General features: G+C 36.4%; 19 protein-coding genes and 1 tRNA gene. 13 read left to right on the forward strand and 7 right to left on the reverse strand.

All coding sequences use genetic code 11. The features are described 5' to 3' along the window. Positions 1-3 precede the first annotated feature (3 nt). Both ACFEMA_RS10035 and ACFEMA_RS10040 read left to right on the forward strand, forming a co-directional pair. Entirely contained in the window at positions 4-732 is a 729-nt protein-coding gene (locus ACFEMA_RS10035) for a head GIN domain-containing protein (protein ID WP_411768062.1), read from the forward strand. A 111-nt stretch (positions 733-843) separates the two neighbouring features. Continuing rightward, a complete protein-coding gene (locus tag ACFEMA_RS10040) occupies positions 844-1,677 on the forward strand; it encodes a GIN domain-containing protein (protein ID WP_411768063.1) in 834 nt (277 codons plus the stop codon). A gap of 90 nt (positions 1,678-1,767) precedes the next feature. Here the strand turns inward: ACFEMA_RS10040 and trxB are convergent, their stop codons facing one another. Further along, entirely contained in the window at positions 1,768-2,751 is a 984-nt protein-coding gene (gene trxB / locus ACFEMA_RS10045) for a thioredoxin-disulfide reductase (RefSeq protein WP_411768064.1), read from the reverse strand. 155 nt (positions 2,752-2,906) lie between these two features. Here trxB and ACFEMA_RS10050 point away from each other — a divergent pair, with 155 nt between their 5' ends. After that, a complete protein-coding gene (locus ACFEMA_RS10050; protein ID WP_411768065.1) occupies positions 2,907-3,371 on the forward strand; it encodes a hypothetical protein in 465 nt (154 codons plus the stop codon). A gap of 2 nt (positions 3,372-3,373) precedes the next feature. Here ACFEMA_RS10050 and ACFEMA_RS10055 read toward each other — a convergent pair whose 3' ends face one another. Genes ACFEMA_RS10055 through ACFEMA_RS10070 form a run of 4 tightly spaced genes read right to left on the reverse strand, consistent with a single transcriptional unit; the run spans position 3,374 to position 5,002 of the window. Next, positions 3,374-4,084 (reverse strand): SOS response-associated peptidase family protein, encoded by a 711-nt coding sequence (locus ACFEMA_RS10055; protein ID WP_411768066.1) that lies wholly within the window; start codon positions 4,082-4,084, stop codon positions 3,374-3,376. Positions 4,085-4,130: 46 nt separating this feature from the next. Further along, positions 4,131-4,331: a hypothetical protein gene (locus ACFEMA_RS10060; RefSeq protein ID WP_411768067.1), complete on the reverse strand. Its 201-nt coding sequence runs from the start codon at positions 4,329-4,331 to the stop codon at positions 4,131-4,133. Between the two features lie 3 nt (positions 4,332-4,334). Next, a complete protein-coding gene (locus ACFEMA_RS10065; protein ID WP_411768068.1) occupies positions 4,335-4,670 on the reverse strand; it encodes a hypothetical protein in 336 nt (111 codons plus the stop codon). A 2-nt stretch (positions 4,671-4,672) separates the two neighbouring features. Beyond that, positions 4,673-5,002 carry a YtxH domain-containing protein gene (locus ACFEMA_RS10070; protein WP_411768069.1) on the reverse strand — a complete coding sequence of 110 codons (330 nt, stop codon included), beginning with the start codon at positions 5,000-5,002 and terminating at the stop codon, positions 4,673-4,675. A gap of 171 nt (positions 5,003-5,173) precedes the next feature. Between ACFEMA_RS10070 and ACFEMA_RS10075 the strand changes: the two genes are divergently transcribed. The 3 genes from ACFEMA_RS10075 (at position 5,174) to ACFEMA_RS10085 (ending at position 6,946) form a co-directional block, all read left to right on the forward strand. Next, positions 5,174-6,538, forward strand: coding sequence for an NAD-dependent succinate-semialdehyde dehydrogenase (locus tag ACFEMA_RS10075; protein WP_411768070.1), 1,365 nt, complete (start codon positions 5,174-5,176; stop codon positions 6,536-6,538). Positions 6,539-6,551: 13 nt separating this feature from the next. Next, on the forward strand, positions 6,552-6,704 hold the full coding sequence (locus ACFEMA_RS10080) for a hypothetical protein (RefSeq protein ID WP_411768071.1): 153 nt from the start codon (positions 6,552-6,554) through the stop codon (positions 6,702-6,704). Positions 6,705-6,871: 167 nt separating this feature from the next. Continuing rightward, positions 6,872-6,946: transfer RNA gene (locus ACFEMA_RS10085), tRNA-Pro, on the forward strand. A gap of 250 nt (positions 6,947-7,196) precedes the next feature. Here the strand turns inward: ACFEMA_RS10085 and ACFEMA_RS10090 are convergent. Further along, a complete protein-coding gene (locus ACFEMA_RS10090; protein WP_411768072.1) occupies positions 7,197-8,114 on the reverse strand; it encodes a hypothetical protein in 918 nt (305 codons plus the stop codon). A 160-nt stretch (positions 8,115-8,274) separates the two neighbouring features. On the opposite strand from ACFEMA_RS10090, the gene ACFEMA_RS10095 reads away from it, so the two are divergent. From ACFEMA_RS10095 to ACFEMA_RS10120, 6 genes are read left to right on the forward strand one after another with little or no spacing between them, the layout of a single operon-like run. Then, the gene (locus ACFEMA_RS10095; RefSeq protein ID WP_411768073.1) at positions 8,275-10,560 is read left to right on the forward strand and encodes a TonB-dependent receptor domain-containing protein; all 2,286 of its coding nucleotides are present in this window, start codon (positions 8,275-8,277) and stop codon (positions 10,558-10,560) included. Positions 10,561-10,601: 41 nt separating this feature from the next. After that, the gene (locus ACFEMA_RS10100; RefSeq protein WP_411768074.1) at positions 10,602-11,726 is read left to right on the forward strand and encodes a PQQ-dependent sugar dehydrogenase; all 1,125 of its coding nucleotides are present in this window, start codon (positions 10,602-10,604) and stop codon (positions 11,724-11,726) included. 2 nt (positions 11,727-11,728) lie between these two features. Continuing rightward, positions 11,729-12,160 carry a c-type cytochrome gene (locus tag ACFEMA_RS10105; RefSeq protein WP_411768075.1) on the forward strand — a complete coding sequence of 144 codons (432 nt, stop codon included), beginning with the start codon at positions 11,729-11,731 and terminating at the stop codon, positions 12,158-12,160. Between the two features lie 50 nt (positions 12,161-12,210). Then, on the forward strand, positions 12,211-12,816 hold the full coding sequence (udk, locus tag ACFEMA_RS10110) for a uridine kinase (RefSeq protein WP_411768076.1): 606 nt from the start codon (positions 12,211-12,213) through the stop codon (positions 12,814-12,816). Then, positions 12,816-13,142: an FtsB family cell division protein gene (locus ACFEMA_RS10115; RefSeq protein WP_411768077.1), complete on the forward strand. Its 327-nt coding sequence runs from the start codon at positions 12,816-12,818 to the stop codon at positions 13,140-13,142. The genes udk and ACFEMA_RS10115 overlap by 1 nt, the downstream gene beginning before the upstream one ends. Further along, complete coding sequence (locus ACFEMA_RS10120; RefSeq protein ID WP_411768078.1) at positions 13,135-14,520, forward strand: methylmalonyl-CoA mutase subunit beta; 1,386 nt, start codon at positions 13,135-13,137, stop codon at positions 14,518-14,520. Before ACFEMA_RS10115 ends, ACFEMA_RS10120 begins: the two co-directional genes overlap by 8 nt. A 157-nt stretch (positions 14,521-14,677) precedes the next feature. Here the strand turns inward: ACFEMA_RS10120 and ACFEMA_RS10125 are convergent, their stop codons facing one another. After that, on the reverse strand, positions 14,678-14,737 hold the full coding sequence (locus ACFEMA_RS10125) for a hypothetical protein (protein ID WP_411768210.1): 60 nt from the start codon (positions 14,735-14,737) through the stop codon (positions 14,678-14,680). 427 nt (positions 14,738-15,164) lie between these two features. Here ACFEMA_RS10125 and scpA point away from each other — a divergent pair, with 427 nt between their 5' ends. After that, complete coding sequence (gene scpA / locus ACFEMA_RS10130; RefSeq protein ID WP_411768079.1) at positions 15,165-17,297, forward strand: methylmalonyl-CoA mutase; 2,133 nt, start codon at positions 15,165-15,167, stop codon at positions 17,295-17,297. Positions 17,298-17,311 lie beyond the last annotated feature (14 nt).

The raw sequence follows: 17,311 nt of genomic DNA on the forward strand, positions 1-17,311 counted from the left end.
ATTATGAACACATTAGCAAAATTAATAACCAGTAGTATTTTAGCATTATTGATGCTTTCTTGCAACTTCGACTTTGACATTGGAACAGGTGTCACAGGAAACGGAAACGTCCTTACTGAGGACCGAATTTTAAATGACGACTTTAACGCCATTGAAGTCAGCAGAGGATTAGATGTCTATATAACTCAAAGCGGCGATTATGGCCTAAGCGTTGAGGCCGATGAAAACTTACACGATATTATACTTACTGAAGTTGAAAACGGAACTCTAAAAATTACAACTTCGGATAATATTCGTAAATCGAAGTCGCAAAAAGTGATGGTAAATGCCAAAAATTTAGAAGCCATTAAAGCTACAAGTGGTAGCGATGTGTATTCTGAAGGACTTATATCTGCCTCAAACTTAAAATTAACCGCTAGTAGTGGTGCCGATTTAAATGTAGAGGTAAAAGCAGATCAATTAATCTGTTCAGCATCTAGTGGAAGTGACATAAAAGTAGCGGGGAACACAACTAACCTAGAAGCCAAAGCCACAAGCGGAAGTGATATCAATGCTAAAAACCTAATTGCAGAATATTCTGATGTTGAAGCCAATAGTGGTGCTGATATTTCTGTACACAGTTCTAAAGAACTTACTGCAAATGCCAATAGCGGTGGAGATGTAAGATATTACGGAAACCCCGAAAAAGTAAACAAAACAGATGGTGTTTCTGGTAGTGTTAGAAAAAACTAAACTATAGCTGGGTTTAGACAATACATCTAAAAAGCATAAATAGACCATTTCAAAATCTATATAGAGTTTGGGATGGTTTTTGTATATATTTGTTTTACTAAATGAAAACAAATGAAGAATGCCCTTTTAGTGTTGTTAGTAATAATAGGTGGTTGTTATCTAGGCCAAGCCCAAGATGACAAAGTTAAAGGAGACAGAAATGTTACTGTAAAGCAAACCTATGTCAATGAGTTTACAGGATTGGTGGTGAATAATGATTTTGAAGTTGATATTGTATTTAACAGCAAACCTTCTGTTGAAATTGAGGCAGATGACAATTTGCACGAAGTCATTCAGTTCGATGTTAACAATGGTATCTTAACCTTTACCGCTGGGAAACGTATTACCTCAAAACGCAAACTACATATTACTGTTAACTATTCTGTACCCTTAACTTTCATTGAGGTTAATGAATCTGCAGAATTACGATCGCTGACTTCTTTAGAGTTAGGCGATTTAGAATTAAAAACAACAGGAAATTCAAGGACCTACCTAAATGTTAATGCAAAACAATTCAGTTATAACGCCATTGATAAATCTAGGATGCGCTTAAATTTAACAGCTGATTCAACTGCATTTATTCTCAGTGATGATGTGAAGGTAGATGCGTTGGTGAATAGTAAAATCACAAAATTTGATTTGTATCAAGATGCGGATGCCACTATTGAAGGTACTGTAGGGGCTGGAGAGCTTAGATTAGATAATTCTTCAAATTTTAACGGAAAAAACTTTACTTTAAAAACAGCCAATCTGTTGGTTGAAGGCAACAGTGACCTAAGCATTATGGTCACTGAAGACGTTGTACTCTCTGCTTCTGGAGGCTCAGAGGTTTATTTATACGGAGAGCCTAAAATTACACTTCAGAAATTTACTGGTACGGCAAAATTGCAGAAGAAAGAATTGTAACACAAAGAATTATAACACATAAATTTTAATAAAAAAAAAGCCATTACATAGATATAGTAATGGCTTTTTTTATTTATAATTCTAGCTATTCTAGTTATATGTCGAGGTGGCCACCTCAAAATCAGCATCCTTTGCTGCTAAATAACGCTCCGCATCTAATGCCGCCATACAACCAGTCCCAGCTGCTGTAACAGCTTGTCTATACACATGGTCAGCAGCATCTCCACTTACAAAAACACCATCAACATTAGTTTTACTTGTTCCTGGTTTTGCATTGACAATATATCCTGTCTCATCCAAATCTAAGTAATCCTTAAAAATGTCTGTATTAGGTTTGTGACCAATAGCTACGAAGAACCCTGTAGCAGGAATTTCATTTTCTTCACCCGTTTGGTTATTCTTTACCCTTACACCAGTAACGACTTGGCCATCTCCTAGAACCTCTTCTGTTTCGGTGTGGTATAGAATTTCTATATTCTCTGTATTCTTAACTCGGTTTGCCATAATTTTTGATGCTCTAAATTCATCACGGCGTACCAACATGGTTACTTTTTTGCAAAGCTTTGATAAGTAATGAGCTTCTTCACAAGCGGAATCTCCTGCACCGACAATGACCACATCCTGATTTCTATAAAAGAAACCGTCACATATAGCACAAGCAGACACACCTCCACCAAGCTTTAAATATTTTTGTTCAGACGGCAATCCTAAGTATTTAGCAGAGGCACCTGTAGAAATAATTATCGTGTCTGCATGTATTTCTTTTTCATCATTGATCCAGGCTTTGTGGACATCACCCGAAAAATCAACTTTGGTGACCCAACCGTGTCTTACATCAGTACCAAAACGTTCTGCTTGTTTTTGAAATTGAATCATCATCTCTGGGCCGGTTATGCCATCTGGATAGCCAGGAAAATTCTCTACATCATTTGTAGTGGTCAGTTGACCACCCGGTTGCTCTCCTTGATACAAAACAGGAAACATATTTGCTCTAGCTGCATAAACTGCGGCTGTATATCCTGCAGGTCCAGAACCTATAATTAAACACTTAATTTTTTCAATTGAATCAGACATATGTTCTTCTTTATTTATACAAGCAAAAGTAGGATTTTTGTCTAAAAACTTACATAGAAGTTATTAACAGCAACTATCTTCAAATAGAAAAAATAAATACTATCTCGTTAAAATTTTGTACCTTTTATAAGTGCTAATCAATAATTCCTACATTTATGAAAAATTCAATCATCATTTTTATCCTCTGTGCAATATTAGGATCCTGTGAATCATCAGTGAAAAAAGAAACTGAAGCGAATGAAGAAAAAGAAGAGTTAACTATTGAAGGTAATTGGGAATTGGTCAGTTTTTATAATTATCAAGATAACCAAGTTGTAGATTCTTTTAAAACCAACGAAGGTTACAGACAAGTGAAAATGTACCAAAATGACAAAGTGATGTGGAGTAAATTAGTCCCATTGGATTCTACAGATTGGTTTGGTTATGGAAATTATACGGCTTCTAATGACACACTTATTGAAGTCTTAGAATATGGGTCTAAAATTATGAATCAAGTTATAGCTGAGAAAAAACAATTTGTTCATAAATTAATCCTAGAAAAGGATAGATTTATTCAAATTGAACTGGATGAAGATGGCAACTATGTTTATTCTGAAAATTACAGGCGAATTGCCAATTAACCTTACCAAACAACCGAGAGCTTAGGTAAATTGTCGTAATGTTTTGGTTTGAGTACATTTTCTGATTTATGGCCCTCATTATAAATCTTCCTGGAAATAGGGTGCACTTTTAAATCCGGTCTTTTAAATTCATCTAAATTAAGACTATTGAAATTTAAATCGTCGTCCAACCAATCTGTGTAATGTTCAAAATGTAAAGCAACAGGAAATGTTTTTCCCAAATTATGTATGCTCTCTATTGTCCTATCAGATGTTTTTGCTGTTAATAAACTAACGGTTAAAAACCCATCATCTAATTGAGAAAACATACCTGCCAAAGCAAAGGGTTTATTATTTTTTTCATAAACATAAAATGGATAAGACTCGCCTTTATAGAGGTAAGACGTAAAAAAGCCAGAAACAACAATAGCGCAACGTTGACTGCTGAACAATTGCTCTATCCAATCTAGTTCTTCAATTTGTTTAAAGGATATATTTAAGGTATTACTTAAATTTTGAAAATCTTTCCACCCCTCTCTATATTGCTGCGGAAGAAGACCCCAAATTGCAAATCGAATTGTTTCCGTATCCTCCATACAAATAATTGGGAGGTTACGCTCGTCAAAACCATTGATCAATACCTCTTTAGTGTACAATTCAGGATATACAAATTTAGCATCAAAACTTTCTTCAATCGAAAATTTTTCGGCAGTATTTGAAAGTCTATAAAACATAGTAGTTTAGAATCATTGCTTTTAGAGGTTAGGGGTGTCAAAAAAGTTATTTAAAAATTCGCTTTAGCATCATAAATAAGCCATACTTAACAAAACCTTTACCAATGGCACCAAACCAATTTGGTAAAGTTAGTTGTTCTGAAAATTCATTCTTTGTCAACTTTAGCTCTTCCCATGCAATCTGTTGTTCTAATTTAAGTTGCTCTAAATCTAATTTTAGCGCTTCAAAAGAGGTGTAATTTTTCATGGTCTAAAAGTTTTTTGAAAGCTTGGAAAGGACAAGAGCATTGATGCGTTTCCTAAGTCCATACGTTAAAAAAGCAATTAATAATGCTATACTTCCAACTATTAAATATCCTAAAGCAGTGTTATCTAACCAATCACCTAGCAGTATAGCACCACTAATTGAAAAGAAAAGAAAAGCGATAAAAACAAAGCTACCAACTGCCATTACTTTACCAACCAAACTTATAGAAATGGCTAGTTGTTGAAATATCTTAAGTTCGATATATCGTTTCGAAGTATCAATATACTTCTGCCCTATTTTTACCGCTTTATCTGAAGTTTCATTTAAGCCTTCTAACATGCTTAGGCTTTTTGATATTTTTTATTCTTTGCTTTTAAATCTTTTAGTTTGGCTTCCAAAGAAGTTATAACATCTTCAGCCTTATAGCTAGCATCAGATACTATTGCGTCCATTTTATCATCTAAGGTTTCTTTGTTAGCAGATACTTTTTCTCCAACAATATCTCTCCACTCGCTGGCTTTTGTTGCTAGATTATCCTTTGCACTTACAGCTTCATCCGCGATTCGTTGTCGTGTTACACTACCACGGTCTGGCGCAAATAGAATGCCTAAGGTTGCACCGATGGCAGTTCCTGCTAAAAGTCCTAAAAATGTATTACTGTTATCACTCATGTTCATTATAGTTTTTTGTTTTTTAATTCATATTCAATATCAGTGTTTACTCCCGAATTACTTAACGCATTAGAAACAAATATTGACTGATTTGGGCCATGGCTTTAAAGTTAAAAATCAGTCTGATTGAGATAATTCCTTAAAATGAATTAGATTATGTTTATAAATACTATGAAAAATACTATCCAAACCATAAACCCCTACACAGGGAAGGATTTAAAAACTTACTCGCTAGACTCCCAAGAAGAGGTATTATCAAAACTTAAAAATGCCGATAAGGCCTTTATATCCTGGAAGACAAAAAGTATCAGTGAACGAACTGAATACTTAAAAAACTTAATCAGACAATTAGATGAAAATAAGGCGACCCTAGCAAAACTGATGACTCAGGAAATGGGAAAACCAATAATCCAAAGTGAGGCTGAAATCGATAAATGCATCTTTTTAATTGAGTTTTATATTGAGAATGCTGAAAACTTCTTAGCCGATGCCATTATTAATACTGATGCTGAAGAGAGCTTTATCAGTTACGACCCTTTAGGAGTCATCTTAGCAATAATGCCTTGGAATTATCCATTTTGGCAGGTTTTTAGATTTGCCATTCCAACAATAACAGCAGGGAATACAGCCCTTTTAAAACACGCATCTAACGTAACGGGATGTTCTATAGCCATTCAGCAACTTTTTGAAGGTGCAGGGTTTCCCAAAGGGTGTTTTACTTCACTAATAACAAAACATGAGGTTATTGAAAATGTATTGAGTGACGACAGGATTAAAGCCGTTTCATTGACAGGTAGCGAGAAAGCAGGCAAAAGTATTGCCGAAGTTGCCGGAAGACATTTAAAGAAGTGTGTTTTAGAACTAGGGGGAAATAATGCCTGTATCATTCTAAAAGATGCCAATCTTAATAAGCATATGGATACAATCGTTAATGCCCGAATGCAAAATTCAGGACAAAGTTGTATTGCTGCCAAACGATTTATTGTAGAAAAAGACATTTATGAAGATTTTATAAAGCGATTTATTGATAAAATAAGTGAATTGAAGTTTGATAACCCAGAACTTACTGATACGACGATAGGTACTCTAGCTAGGGAAGACTTAGCCAAAACATTGAAAGAACAAGTAGAAGACTCCATAAAGAAAGGAGCCAAAGTCCTTTATGGAAATACGGTAAAAAAATCGTATTTTCAACCAACAGTGATAGAAAATGCACAACCTGGTATGCCCGTTTTTGATGAAGAAACCTTTGGACCAGTAGCTGCTATAACAAAAGTTAATAATAAAGAAGAGGCATTTAAAATAGCCGCTGAAAGCCGTTTTGGGTTAGGCACCATGGTATTTACCAAAGATGTTGAATATGCTACCAGAAAAACTTTAGAAATCAACGATGGAGCCTATTTTATCAATGAAATGGTAAAATCAGATCCTAGATTGCCTTTCGGTGGTACAAAAGCCTCTGGTTATGGAAGGGAATTATCTAAAGAAGGAATTTTAGAGTTTGTAAATAAGAAAACAGTATATATCAAGAAATAAAAAAACAGTTACCATGAAATTTGTAAAAGACGAAGACGAAAAAAGAGATGATTATATTTTCCAAAAAGATAAAATAACCAAAAAGACAGCCAAATTTGTAATCATTGCCTTAATTATCCTAATTATAGCGGTTATTGCTTCTGGTGTTCACTTCGGATATTTTTAAATCATCTTCTGTTGTGTATTGTAACTAAATCTCTATATTTGCAGTCTCAAAAATTTTAAACATGTAAATGCTTAAAATTGGGATTGAAGCTAAAGAATTGAGAAGCCTATGCGCCAGCTGGCTCTTTCACTAAAAATGTCTTCAAGACATTTTCTTTACGCTCAGCCCGGGGTGTAGCGTAGCCCGGTTATCGCGCCGCGTTTGGGACGCGGAGGTCGCAGGTTCGAATCCTGCCACCCCGACAAACTAAAGTAAAAAGAGTTCTCGTAGAAAATTTATTTTCTTAAGAGGACTTTTTTAGTTTAGATAAATTAAAGTAGAGCTTTAATTTGCAACATATCCCTGTCAGGATCACTGAATAAAATGAGGTAATCCTGCCACCCCGACCAAGATTGAGGTCTTCATGTCAAAAACGTGAACCCTCCGACAATAATTAAAAAACCTCTTTAGAAACTAAGGAGGTTTTATTTTTTATAATAATTTAACAGAATGTTATTGTGTGTTTGACCCAGTTTTAAACTTAAATGTGACACCTACATTAAAAATATTGGAGTCACCTACATTTCTTCCATCCACTACTGTACCATATCCTGCACTTACGCCAAAGCACGAGCTTAAGGGCACATATGTACTTATTCCCAAAACCGTATAATCAACCTGAGTTTCTGGAAATCTACCTCCAAAATCATCATCACTAATATCCCTTCCATCACTAGAGGATTGATAACGCACATAGGCATCAGCATAAAACCCTTTTGATGTATATCCTAATTTACCGTTTAAAAGAAAAGCATTTGGAACATCTAAATCATCACCGCCATTGGTTCCCAAGTTATCCACTGCGTTACCACGAAAACTATATCCTGCAATTAACGACGTAAAAAGCCCCACATCAGTATTCCATTGTCCTCCCAAACTTAAGTCAGTATTAAAAGAGCCGCTTCCGTTAGATAACAAACCATTAGGCTCGTAACCAAGTGGAATTGAAAAACCAAAACCAGCTAAATAATTGATATTTCCTCCTGAAAAATCAGATTGGGCAAATCGATATTTTGCATAGATGCCTAAGTCTTGGAAATCGTTCTGCTCTGTCTGTCCGTTGACTGGATCCGCACCTCCTTCGCCGCTCGAGGCAATATAAGGTAGATTCACAATTAGTCCTAAATCATCAGAAAGTGCGTAAGTGCCATACAACGAAAATATATTTTGGCTTATCTCATTGTGTACAGGTACAGGACCTACTTTCATTTCTCCCACGTAAAACTCATCGAATGTAGAGTTGCCGTATGATGCTGTTAAATTTAATGTCCCTTTTTCAGTAAAAAAACCATCTATAGGCATTTGTGCAAAAGCAATAGACGTTGAAAAAAGGAAGAGAATAAAAAACTTGGTAATTGTATTGTTGTCCATGGTTATAAATTTGATTAGATTCGTTTCATAAGTCTTTCAACCTCTACCAGTCTTACAGCAAAGCTGTTAAAATATTGTTAAGAGGTCGCTTGTTTTAAGTTCTAAAAAAATCATACTTAAATTTAAGGACTGCATAATTTTACTTGCCCAAAACCCAAGAATGAACCGACATCTCCTTTTTATTAGCCTCTTAGTTGCTTTCAATACCAACTCATTCTGTCAAGATATAATTAAAGGAAAAGTAGTCGACCAGCAGACTAGTATAGCATTAAACGGTGTTGAAATTGTAAATGAATCCTCAAAAATATCTGTATTTACTGATTCCCAAGGACGATTTACTCTTATTGCATTCGGAAAATATCTATTCAAAAAAAAAGGGTACATATCCAAATCAATAAGCGTTACCACCACATCAAGCCTAATAATTCCTTTAGAGGTTTTGCCATCTGAACTCGATGCTGTTTTGGTTACTGCAAATCAGATCCCTGCTAGTATTAAGAATTCAACATCGTCAGTAGCAGTTATTTCTCAGGCAGATATCAACCAAAGCAATTCAACGAACATTGCTCCAGTTTTAAATCGTGTACCAGGAGTGTATATGCAAAGCGGAGCCTTAAACACCAATAGAATTACTGTAAGAGGAATCGGCGCTCGTAATGCTTTCGGGACCTCTAAAATAAGAGCCTATTTTAAGGATATACCATTAACCAATGGTAGCGGCGAAACAAACATCGAGGACTTTGAGTTAGAAACCATCAGTCGAATTGAAATTAATAAAGGAAGTGCCAGCACCTATGGAGCAGGCCTTGGAGGTACCATTCTTTTAAGTCCGTTTCAATCTGAATATAGTCAGTCACAATTAAAATCTCGTTATACATTTGGTTCTTTTGGGTTGCATAAAGCGTCTTTTGTTCTAAGTCATGGAACCAACTCCCATAATCTTAATATGGCTTACAGCAATACTACAAGTGATGGCTATAGAGCGAATAATACTTATAACCGTCAGACTTACACCCTTAATACAAATCACTTTTTGGGGAAGAATGATGAAATTTCGTTACTAGGAAGTTATGTAAATCTCAAAGCCTTTATCCCAAGTTCTTTAAACGAAGACACATTCAATAATAATCCGCAATCAGCAGCATTTACCTGGCAGCAAGCGCAAGGATTTGAAGATTCAGAGAGAGGAATTCTCGGACTTAATTGGACGCACAACTTTTCAAGCCAATTAAATGTAATCACAAGTGCTTTTGGTACAATCAGAAAAAATTATGAACCAAGACCTTTCAATATACTATCTGAGGACACCAAAGGCTTTGGTCTCCGGTCCCGAATACTTGGCTCATTATTTAATGAGCAACTCAACTATACCATAGGCGGAGAATACTTTAGGGATAACTATGGTTATTCCACTTTTGAAAACCTCTATGAAGATTTCCCTTCAGGCACTGGAAGCGTTCAGGGCGAACAGCTATCTGATTTTTCAGAGCAACGACAATATATCAATGCATTTGTTGAAACAAAATATAATTTGAAGACAAATTTGATTTTCACTTTGGGACTCAACTTTAACACAACTAGTTATGAATTAAAAGATGATTTTCCCGCAAGTGAATCTAACCCGAATCAATCAGGCACTTTTAACTATGATAACATCTGGTCACCAAAATTCGGGATATTATATCACTTAAATGACAGAACATCTTTGTTCGGGAATGCGAGTCATGGTTTCTCACCATTAACCTTAGCAGAAACCTTATTGCCAGACGGACAAATCAATACTAATTTAAAACCAGAAACTGGTTGGACTTATGAATTCGGAACACGAGGCACATTTTTTAATCAGAAATTAGCTTATACTATAGTACTTTTCAGAATGGATATTAAAAATTTGTTAGTATCCCAACGCATAGCAGAAGATCAATTTATTGGCATCAATGCAGGCAAAACACAGCATGATGGAATTGAACTTAGCCTCAGCTGTAATCTTCTAAAAAACGAAAAATTCGACCTTTCAACGTCTTTCAACTATAGCTTAAACAACTTTAAATTCAAAGAATTTATAGATGACGATGAAGATTTTTCTGGAAATGACCTAACAGGCGTTCCTTCAGATATTTTGAATTTAGGGATGACTTTTAATTCACATATAGGGTTATCAGCTAACATTAATTTTCAACATGTTGGGCAAATCCCAATAACAGATAGTAACAGCATTTATTCTGATAGCTATTCGCTTTTAAATACTAAAATCAACTACCAATTTAAAGTTCTTAAATCAATAAACGCAAATGCGTTTGTTGGTTTCAATAACATTACGGACACTAAGTATTCCTCTCAAGTATTAATAAATGCTTCAGGTTTTGGTGGAAGTGCCCCTCGGTATTTTTATCCAGGAAATCCTTTCAACTATTATTCGGGTATAATCCTTAATTATAGTTTTTAAACAATTATCCGTATTTTAGGATAATAAAAATTAATATGAAAATGAAACACTTAATATGTATTTCAGTAGTGGTCTTATCTTCTTTAATTGCTTGCGGGCAACAAGAAGAATCTTCAGTTTCTGCTGAGTCACCAAGCGAAATAAATTATACCATGGAAGTTGTTGTTCCAGAATTAAATATTCCATGGGGTATGGCATTTTTACCTGACGGCGCAATGCTCATTACAGAAAAATCTGGTGAACTCATCCATTATAAAAACGGTGAGAAAACTATGATTTCAGGTTTGCCTGATGTTTATGTTAGAGGTCAAGGTGGACTAATGGATATTGAACTTCACCCAGACTATGAAACGAACGGTTGGATATATTTGTCTCACGGCTCGGATGAAGGTGACGGAAATGGCGGTAATACTGCAATTATTAGAGCAAAATTACAAGGCAATAGTCTTGTTGACGTAGAGCAGCTTTACAAAGCCTACCCCAATTCAACAAGAGGGCAACATTTTGGATCTCGATTAGAATTTGATAATGATGGTTATCTCTATTTTTCAATTGGAGATCGAGGCAACAGGGATGTTAATCCACAAGATGTCACTAGAGACAATGGCAAAGTGTATCGCCTTAATGATGATGGTACAATCCCAACTGATAACCCATTTGTAGATACCGAAAATGCTAAGACTGCCATTTTTAGTTATGGTCACCGTAACCCGCAAGGTATGGTAAAGCACCCTGAAACTGGTCAAATATGGGTACACGAACATGGCCCTCGTGGCGGGGATGAGATTAACGTCGTTGAGAAGGGCAAAAATTTTGGGTGGCCAGTAATAAGCTACGGCATCAATTACGATGGCACTAGCTTTACGGATAAAACAGAAATGGAAGGCATGGAACAACCTCTATTTTATTGGGTACCATCTATTGCGCCTAGTGGTATGGACTTCGTCACCTCGGATATTTATCCAGATTGGCAAGGCAATCTGTTAGTGGGATCACTGAAGTTTCTATATATAGAACGCTTGGTCATTGAAAATAATGAAGTGACAAAACGTGAAAAATTACTAGAAGGTATGGGTCGCGTCCGTGATGTAAAACAAGGTCCGGACGGATACATCTATGCGTCGTTAGAAGGTCTTGGTATTGTTAAAATTGTTCCTGAAGATTAAGTATGAAATATATTATTAGCCTCATTTCTTGTATTGCAATCGTCTTTTTAATTAGCGATTGTCAAAATAGCAATGCCACTACCCCAGTTGAACAAAATAAGCAGCTTGAAAAAAGCATCGCTCAGGGCAAGGACATTTACAACGATTTTTGCATGTCTTGCCACTTACCCTCCGGAGAAGGCATAAAGAACATATATCCGCCTTTAGCCAATTCAGATTACCTGAAAGAAAACCGAATGGAAAGTATTAAAGGAGTAAAATATGGTCAACAAGGCAAAATTATAGTTAATGGAAAAACCTATAATAATGTGATGACTCCCATGGGCTTAACCGATGAGGAAGTCGCTGACGTCATGAATTATATCAACCACAGCTGGGGCAATAATTACGGAGAAATAGTCACTGTTGATGAAGTTTCAAAAATCAAGAAATAAAATCGCTTTAGATTAGTTAAATTTGTACCTTATAATTTAAACAACAATTCATGCTAATTATCGGAATTGCTGGTGGTACAGGTTGTGGTAAGACCACGGTTGTCAATACTATTGTCGATGAACTCCCAGAAGGGCAAGTTGTAGTCATCTCGCAAGACTCCTATTATAAAGACACGTCTCACCTTAGTTATGACGAACGTGTAAAAATTAATTTCGATCATCCTCGTTCCATAGATTTCGACCTATTAGCAGAACATCTTGGCGAGCTCAAAAAAGGCAATACTATTGAGCAGCCTGTCTATTCTTTTGTTAAACATAACCGAACAGGCGATACAATATTGACCAAGCCAAGAAAGGTTGTTATTGTTGAAGGTATCTTGATACTAACAAATCCAGAAATCAGGGATTTATTCGACATTAAGATATTTGTGCATGCTGATAGTGACGAGCGTCTTATAAGGCGTTTAAAGCGTGATATTTCTGAAAGAGGTCGAGACATTGATGAAGTCTTAACACGTTACCAGACAACATTAAAGCCAATGCACCAGCAATTTATTGAACCCATGAAAGAATATGCAGATATCATCATCCCAAATAATAAATACAATACAGTAGCAGTTGATATTGTAAGAACAATTATAAACGAACGCTTGTAATGGCTAAATGGAATAAAAAATATCTAAAACCCTTTAAGAACATTTATGTGTTGAGCCTTATCGGTTTTGCTATATGGATGCTGTTTTTTGATGCGCATTCTTGGCTCTTGCACCACGATCTTAATAAAGACATTGAAAGTCTCGAAAATGAGAAGGCCTACTATAAAAGCGAAATGAAGAAAGACAAAAAGTCTATTGACGAGCTTACCACGGAAGAAGGACTAGAAAAAATGGCTCGTGAAACCTACTATATGAAGAAACCAAACGAAGATATTTATATTATAGAATACGAAGACAGCACTAAAACCAAAGAAGATAATGAGTAAGCCGTTGTTTAATGAGTTTCAGCCTGTATCTTCAAAAGCCTGGAAACAAAAAATACAATACGACCTTAAAGGTGCGGACTATAATGACACCTTAATTTGGCAGTCAAGAGAAGGAGTTGACGTTAAACCATTTTACCATTCAGAAGATTTTGAAACCCTTCCTGAGGTTTCAAATATAGAAGCAACCAGCTGGAAAGTCGGGCAATACATTGAAGTTCTAGATGCTAACAAAGCTAATGTAACAGCAAGGGATGCCATTAATCGTGGTGCAGAAAGTATTATATTTCATGTGCCGTCTGAAACTGTTAATATAGAGGAACTGCTTCAGAACATTGACCCAATAACAATTCCCATTCATCTTAAATGTGATTTTATTTCTGAGGGTCTTTTAAATAATACTTTTGTCATTTCGAACGGTAGCGCGAAATCTCATGACCAAATCTTCTTACACACAGATATCATCGGCAACCTAGCCAAAACAGGGAATTGGTTCTCCAACTTAAAAGAAGATCATTCAAGCTTTGAGTCTATTGTTAAGCAAACCAACCAGCTGAGTATAGATATGGGCTTATATCAAAATGCAGGGGCAACTATGGTGCAACAATTGGCTTACGGTTTAGCCCATGCCAATGAATACCTCAATCATCTAGATGCAATCATTGGTAGCGACACTAAACAAACACTACAGGTTACTTTTAATGTCGCGGTAGGCTCAAACTACTTCTTCGAGATAGCCAAACTTAAAACACTACGACAACTATGGGCATCATTGGCTTCAGAATATGGTGTCAACGAAGAATGTCAAATAATTGCAACCCCAAGCAAACGCAATAAGACCATTTATGATTATAACACCAACATGTTGCGCACAACCACTGAATGTATGAGTGCCATATTAGGTGGTGCAAATACAATTCACAATTTACCATACGATGTATTGTATCATAAGTCGAATGAATTTGGAGAACGCATATCTAGAAATCAGTTATTGGTTTTAAAACACGAAAGCTATTTCGACCTCGTTAATAATCCTTCCGATGGGAGTTATTATATTGAAAATCTAACTCAAGAATTAGCAGAAAAAGCACTAGATATTTTTAAAACCATTGAAACTTCGGGAGGCTTTTTAAGCCAATTAAAAGAAGGTACAATTCAACGAAAAATTAAGGAGAGCGCAGCTAAGGAACAAGCCGATTTTGATGCAGGAAAGCTGACACTTTTGGGAACAAATAAACATCCAAATCCTGATGATAAAATGAAAAATGACTTAGAAAAGTCACCATTTTTAGAAAAAAAGAAAAGAAAAACATTAATTGAACCAATAATTGAAATAAGAATATCAGAAAAATTGGAAATCAATAGATTAAAAGAAGAATAAAACATGGTATTGAAAAAATCTATAGTAGCTTTTTTAGCAATTTTTGCTCTTTTTTACACCTCTTGTAAAGATGTAGAAAAAGAATTGAGTAGCTGGACAACAACAGAGAACGTTTCCTCCGTTGAAGGTAACACACATTACCTAAATGATGATGGTATTAAGATTGTTTTACCAGAATCATTTGAGCGGTTTTCAGCAGCAGAATATGAAAAAACAATCAACGAAGTTTTGCCAAAAAAAGATCGTAAGCCAGAATTAGATCGACTGCGAACATTACGAAATATGGATGGCAATTTTTACATCTTTTTCGACAAGGAAAGTTACTCCACCTATACTGCAAATGCAATTCCATACAATCCTATTTCCCGAAAAGATGCTACCAACCTTTTAGCACTTATTCGTGAAAATCAAGAAAAGGCAACCGAGAATCGAAAAGTCAAAATATCCAAAGTCACAGCCAAATATAATGACAGTGGATTGGCTCAAGTATTTAAAGCAATATTCAAAATTGAAGATTTAAAATCAGATCGAGAATCCTATCAAACGGCCTACTTTATTTCTTCTAATGACAAAACGGTATTAATTCAATTATCAACACCTATTCAAGTTGATTTTGATCCTTATCTCGAAAAGATGGTCTTTTAATGGGTAGAAAAAATCTTCAACATATAACACTAAAGACGGAGGCTAGAAGTACAAAGCCCGAAGCAGAACACCAAAACTCAAAAGCCAACACGGCTGAAGACATTTTGGTTAAACCCTCCTATTCTAAGGAAGATATAAAAGGCTTAGAGCATTTGGACTTCGTTGCTGGCATTGCACCAAACCTACGTGGACCTTACTCCACAATGTATGTCCGACGACCTTGGACAATTCGTCAATACGCAGGCTTTTCAACTGCCGAAGAAAGCAACGCCTTTTATAGACGTAATCTTGCAGCAGGTCAAAAAGGCTTGTCCGTTGCTTTCGATTTAGCGACCCACAGAGGCTATGATTCCGATCATGAGCGTGTGGTTGGCGATGTTGGTAAAGCGGGTGTTGCCATTGATTCTGTTGAGGACATGAAACTATTGTTCGACCAGATTCCATTAGATAAAATGTCAGTCTCCATGACTATGAACGGTGCTGTGTTACCAATTATGGCGTTTTATATCGTCGCTGCTGAAGAGCAAGGAGTAAAACCAGAACAATTAACAGGAACCATCCAGAATGATATTCTAAAGGAGTTCATGGTACGCAACACATACATCTATCCACCAACCCCATCTATGAAAATCATTTCAGATATTTTTGAATACACGAGCAAAAACATGCCGAAATTCAATAGTATCAGTATTTCTGGTTACCACATGCAAGAAGCTGGTGCCACCTGCGATATTGAATTAGCCTATACCTTAGCGGATGGCTTAGAATATATAAGAAAAGGGTTGCAGGCAGGCATGGATATCGACACCTTTGCCCCTCGCCTCTCATTCTTTTGGGCTATTGGCATGAATCATTTTATGGAAATTGCCAAAATGCGTGCAGCGCGTATGTTATGGGCGAAATTGGTAAAACAATTCAATCCAAAAAATGAAAAATCATTAGCATTGCGTACACATTGCCAAACGTCGGGCTGGAGCTTAACAGAACAAGACCCTTTTAATAATGTGGCGAGAACCTGTATAGAAGCTTCCGCTGCAGCCTTCGGTGGCACACAGAGTTTGCACACCAATGCCTTGGATGAAGCTATTGCTTTACCGACAGACTTTTCAGCTCGTATTGCACGTAACACACAAATTTATCTTCAAGAGGAAACCCAAATCACTAAAACTGTTGACCCTTGGGCTGGCAGTTATTATGTTGAAAAACTAACCCATGATATTGCACACAAGGCTTGGGATTTGATACAAGAAATAGAAGATCTCGGTGGTATGACCAAAGCCATTGAGGCGGGTATTCCAAAATTGCGGATAGAAGAAGCTGCAGCTCGCAAACAAGCTCGTATTGACTCAGGTCAGGATATCATTGTCGGGGTTAATAAATACCGTCTCGACCAAGAAGATCCTATTCAGACTTTAGAAGTGGACAACCAAACCGTTCGCAACCAACAGATAGAACGCCTAAACCGTATCAAGTCCACTCGAAATAACGGAAATGTCGAGAAAGCTTTGGCAAAATTGACTGAAGCCGCAAAGACAAGTCAGGATAATTTACTAGCTTTAGCTGTAGATGCAGCACGTAAACGTGCAACTTTAGGTGAAATCAGTGATGCCTTGGAAGCTGAATTCGGACGTTATAAGGCACAAATAAAATCATTTAGCGGAGTGTACAGTAAGGAAATTAAAGACGATAGCAGTTTTAAACGCGCACGAGAATTGGCAGATCAGTTTGCTGAACAAGACGGCCGAAGACCTCGTATTATGATTGCTAAAATGGGGCAAGACGGACATGACCGTGGCGCAAAAGTAGTCGCTACAGGTTACGCTGATGTTGGTTTTGATGTGGATATAGGCCCATTGTTTCAAACCCCAAAAGAAGCTGCAAAACAAGCTGTTGAAAATGATGTCCACATTCTCGGGGTATCCTCTTTAGCAGCAGGTCATAAGACCTTGGTACCACAAGTCATCGAAGAACTCAAAGCTTATGGTCGTGATGATATTATGGTGATTGTTGGTGGAGTAATCCCAAAGCAAGATTATCAGTATTTATTTGATGCTGGCGCTGTTGCTGTGTTTGGCCCAGGGACTAAAATTAGTGATGCTGCGATACAAATCCTGGAAATTTTAATTGATTAAATTTCAATTAATTA

It is taken from the genome of Winogradskyella sp. A3E31, assembly GCF_046720935.1.
Lineage (GTDB): Bacteria > Bacteroidota > Bacteroidia > Flavobacteriales > Flavobacteriaceae > Winogradskyella.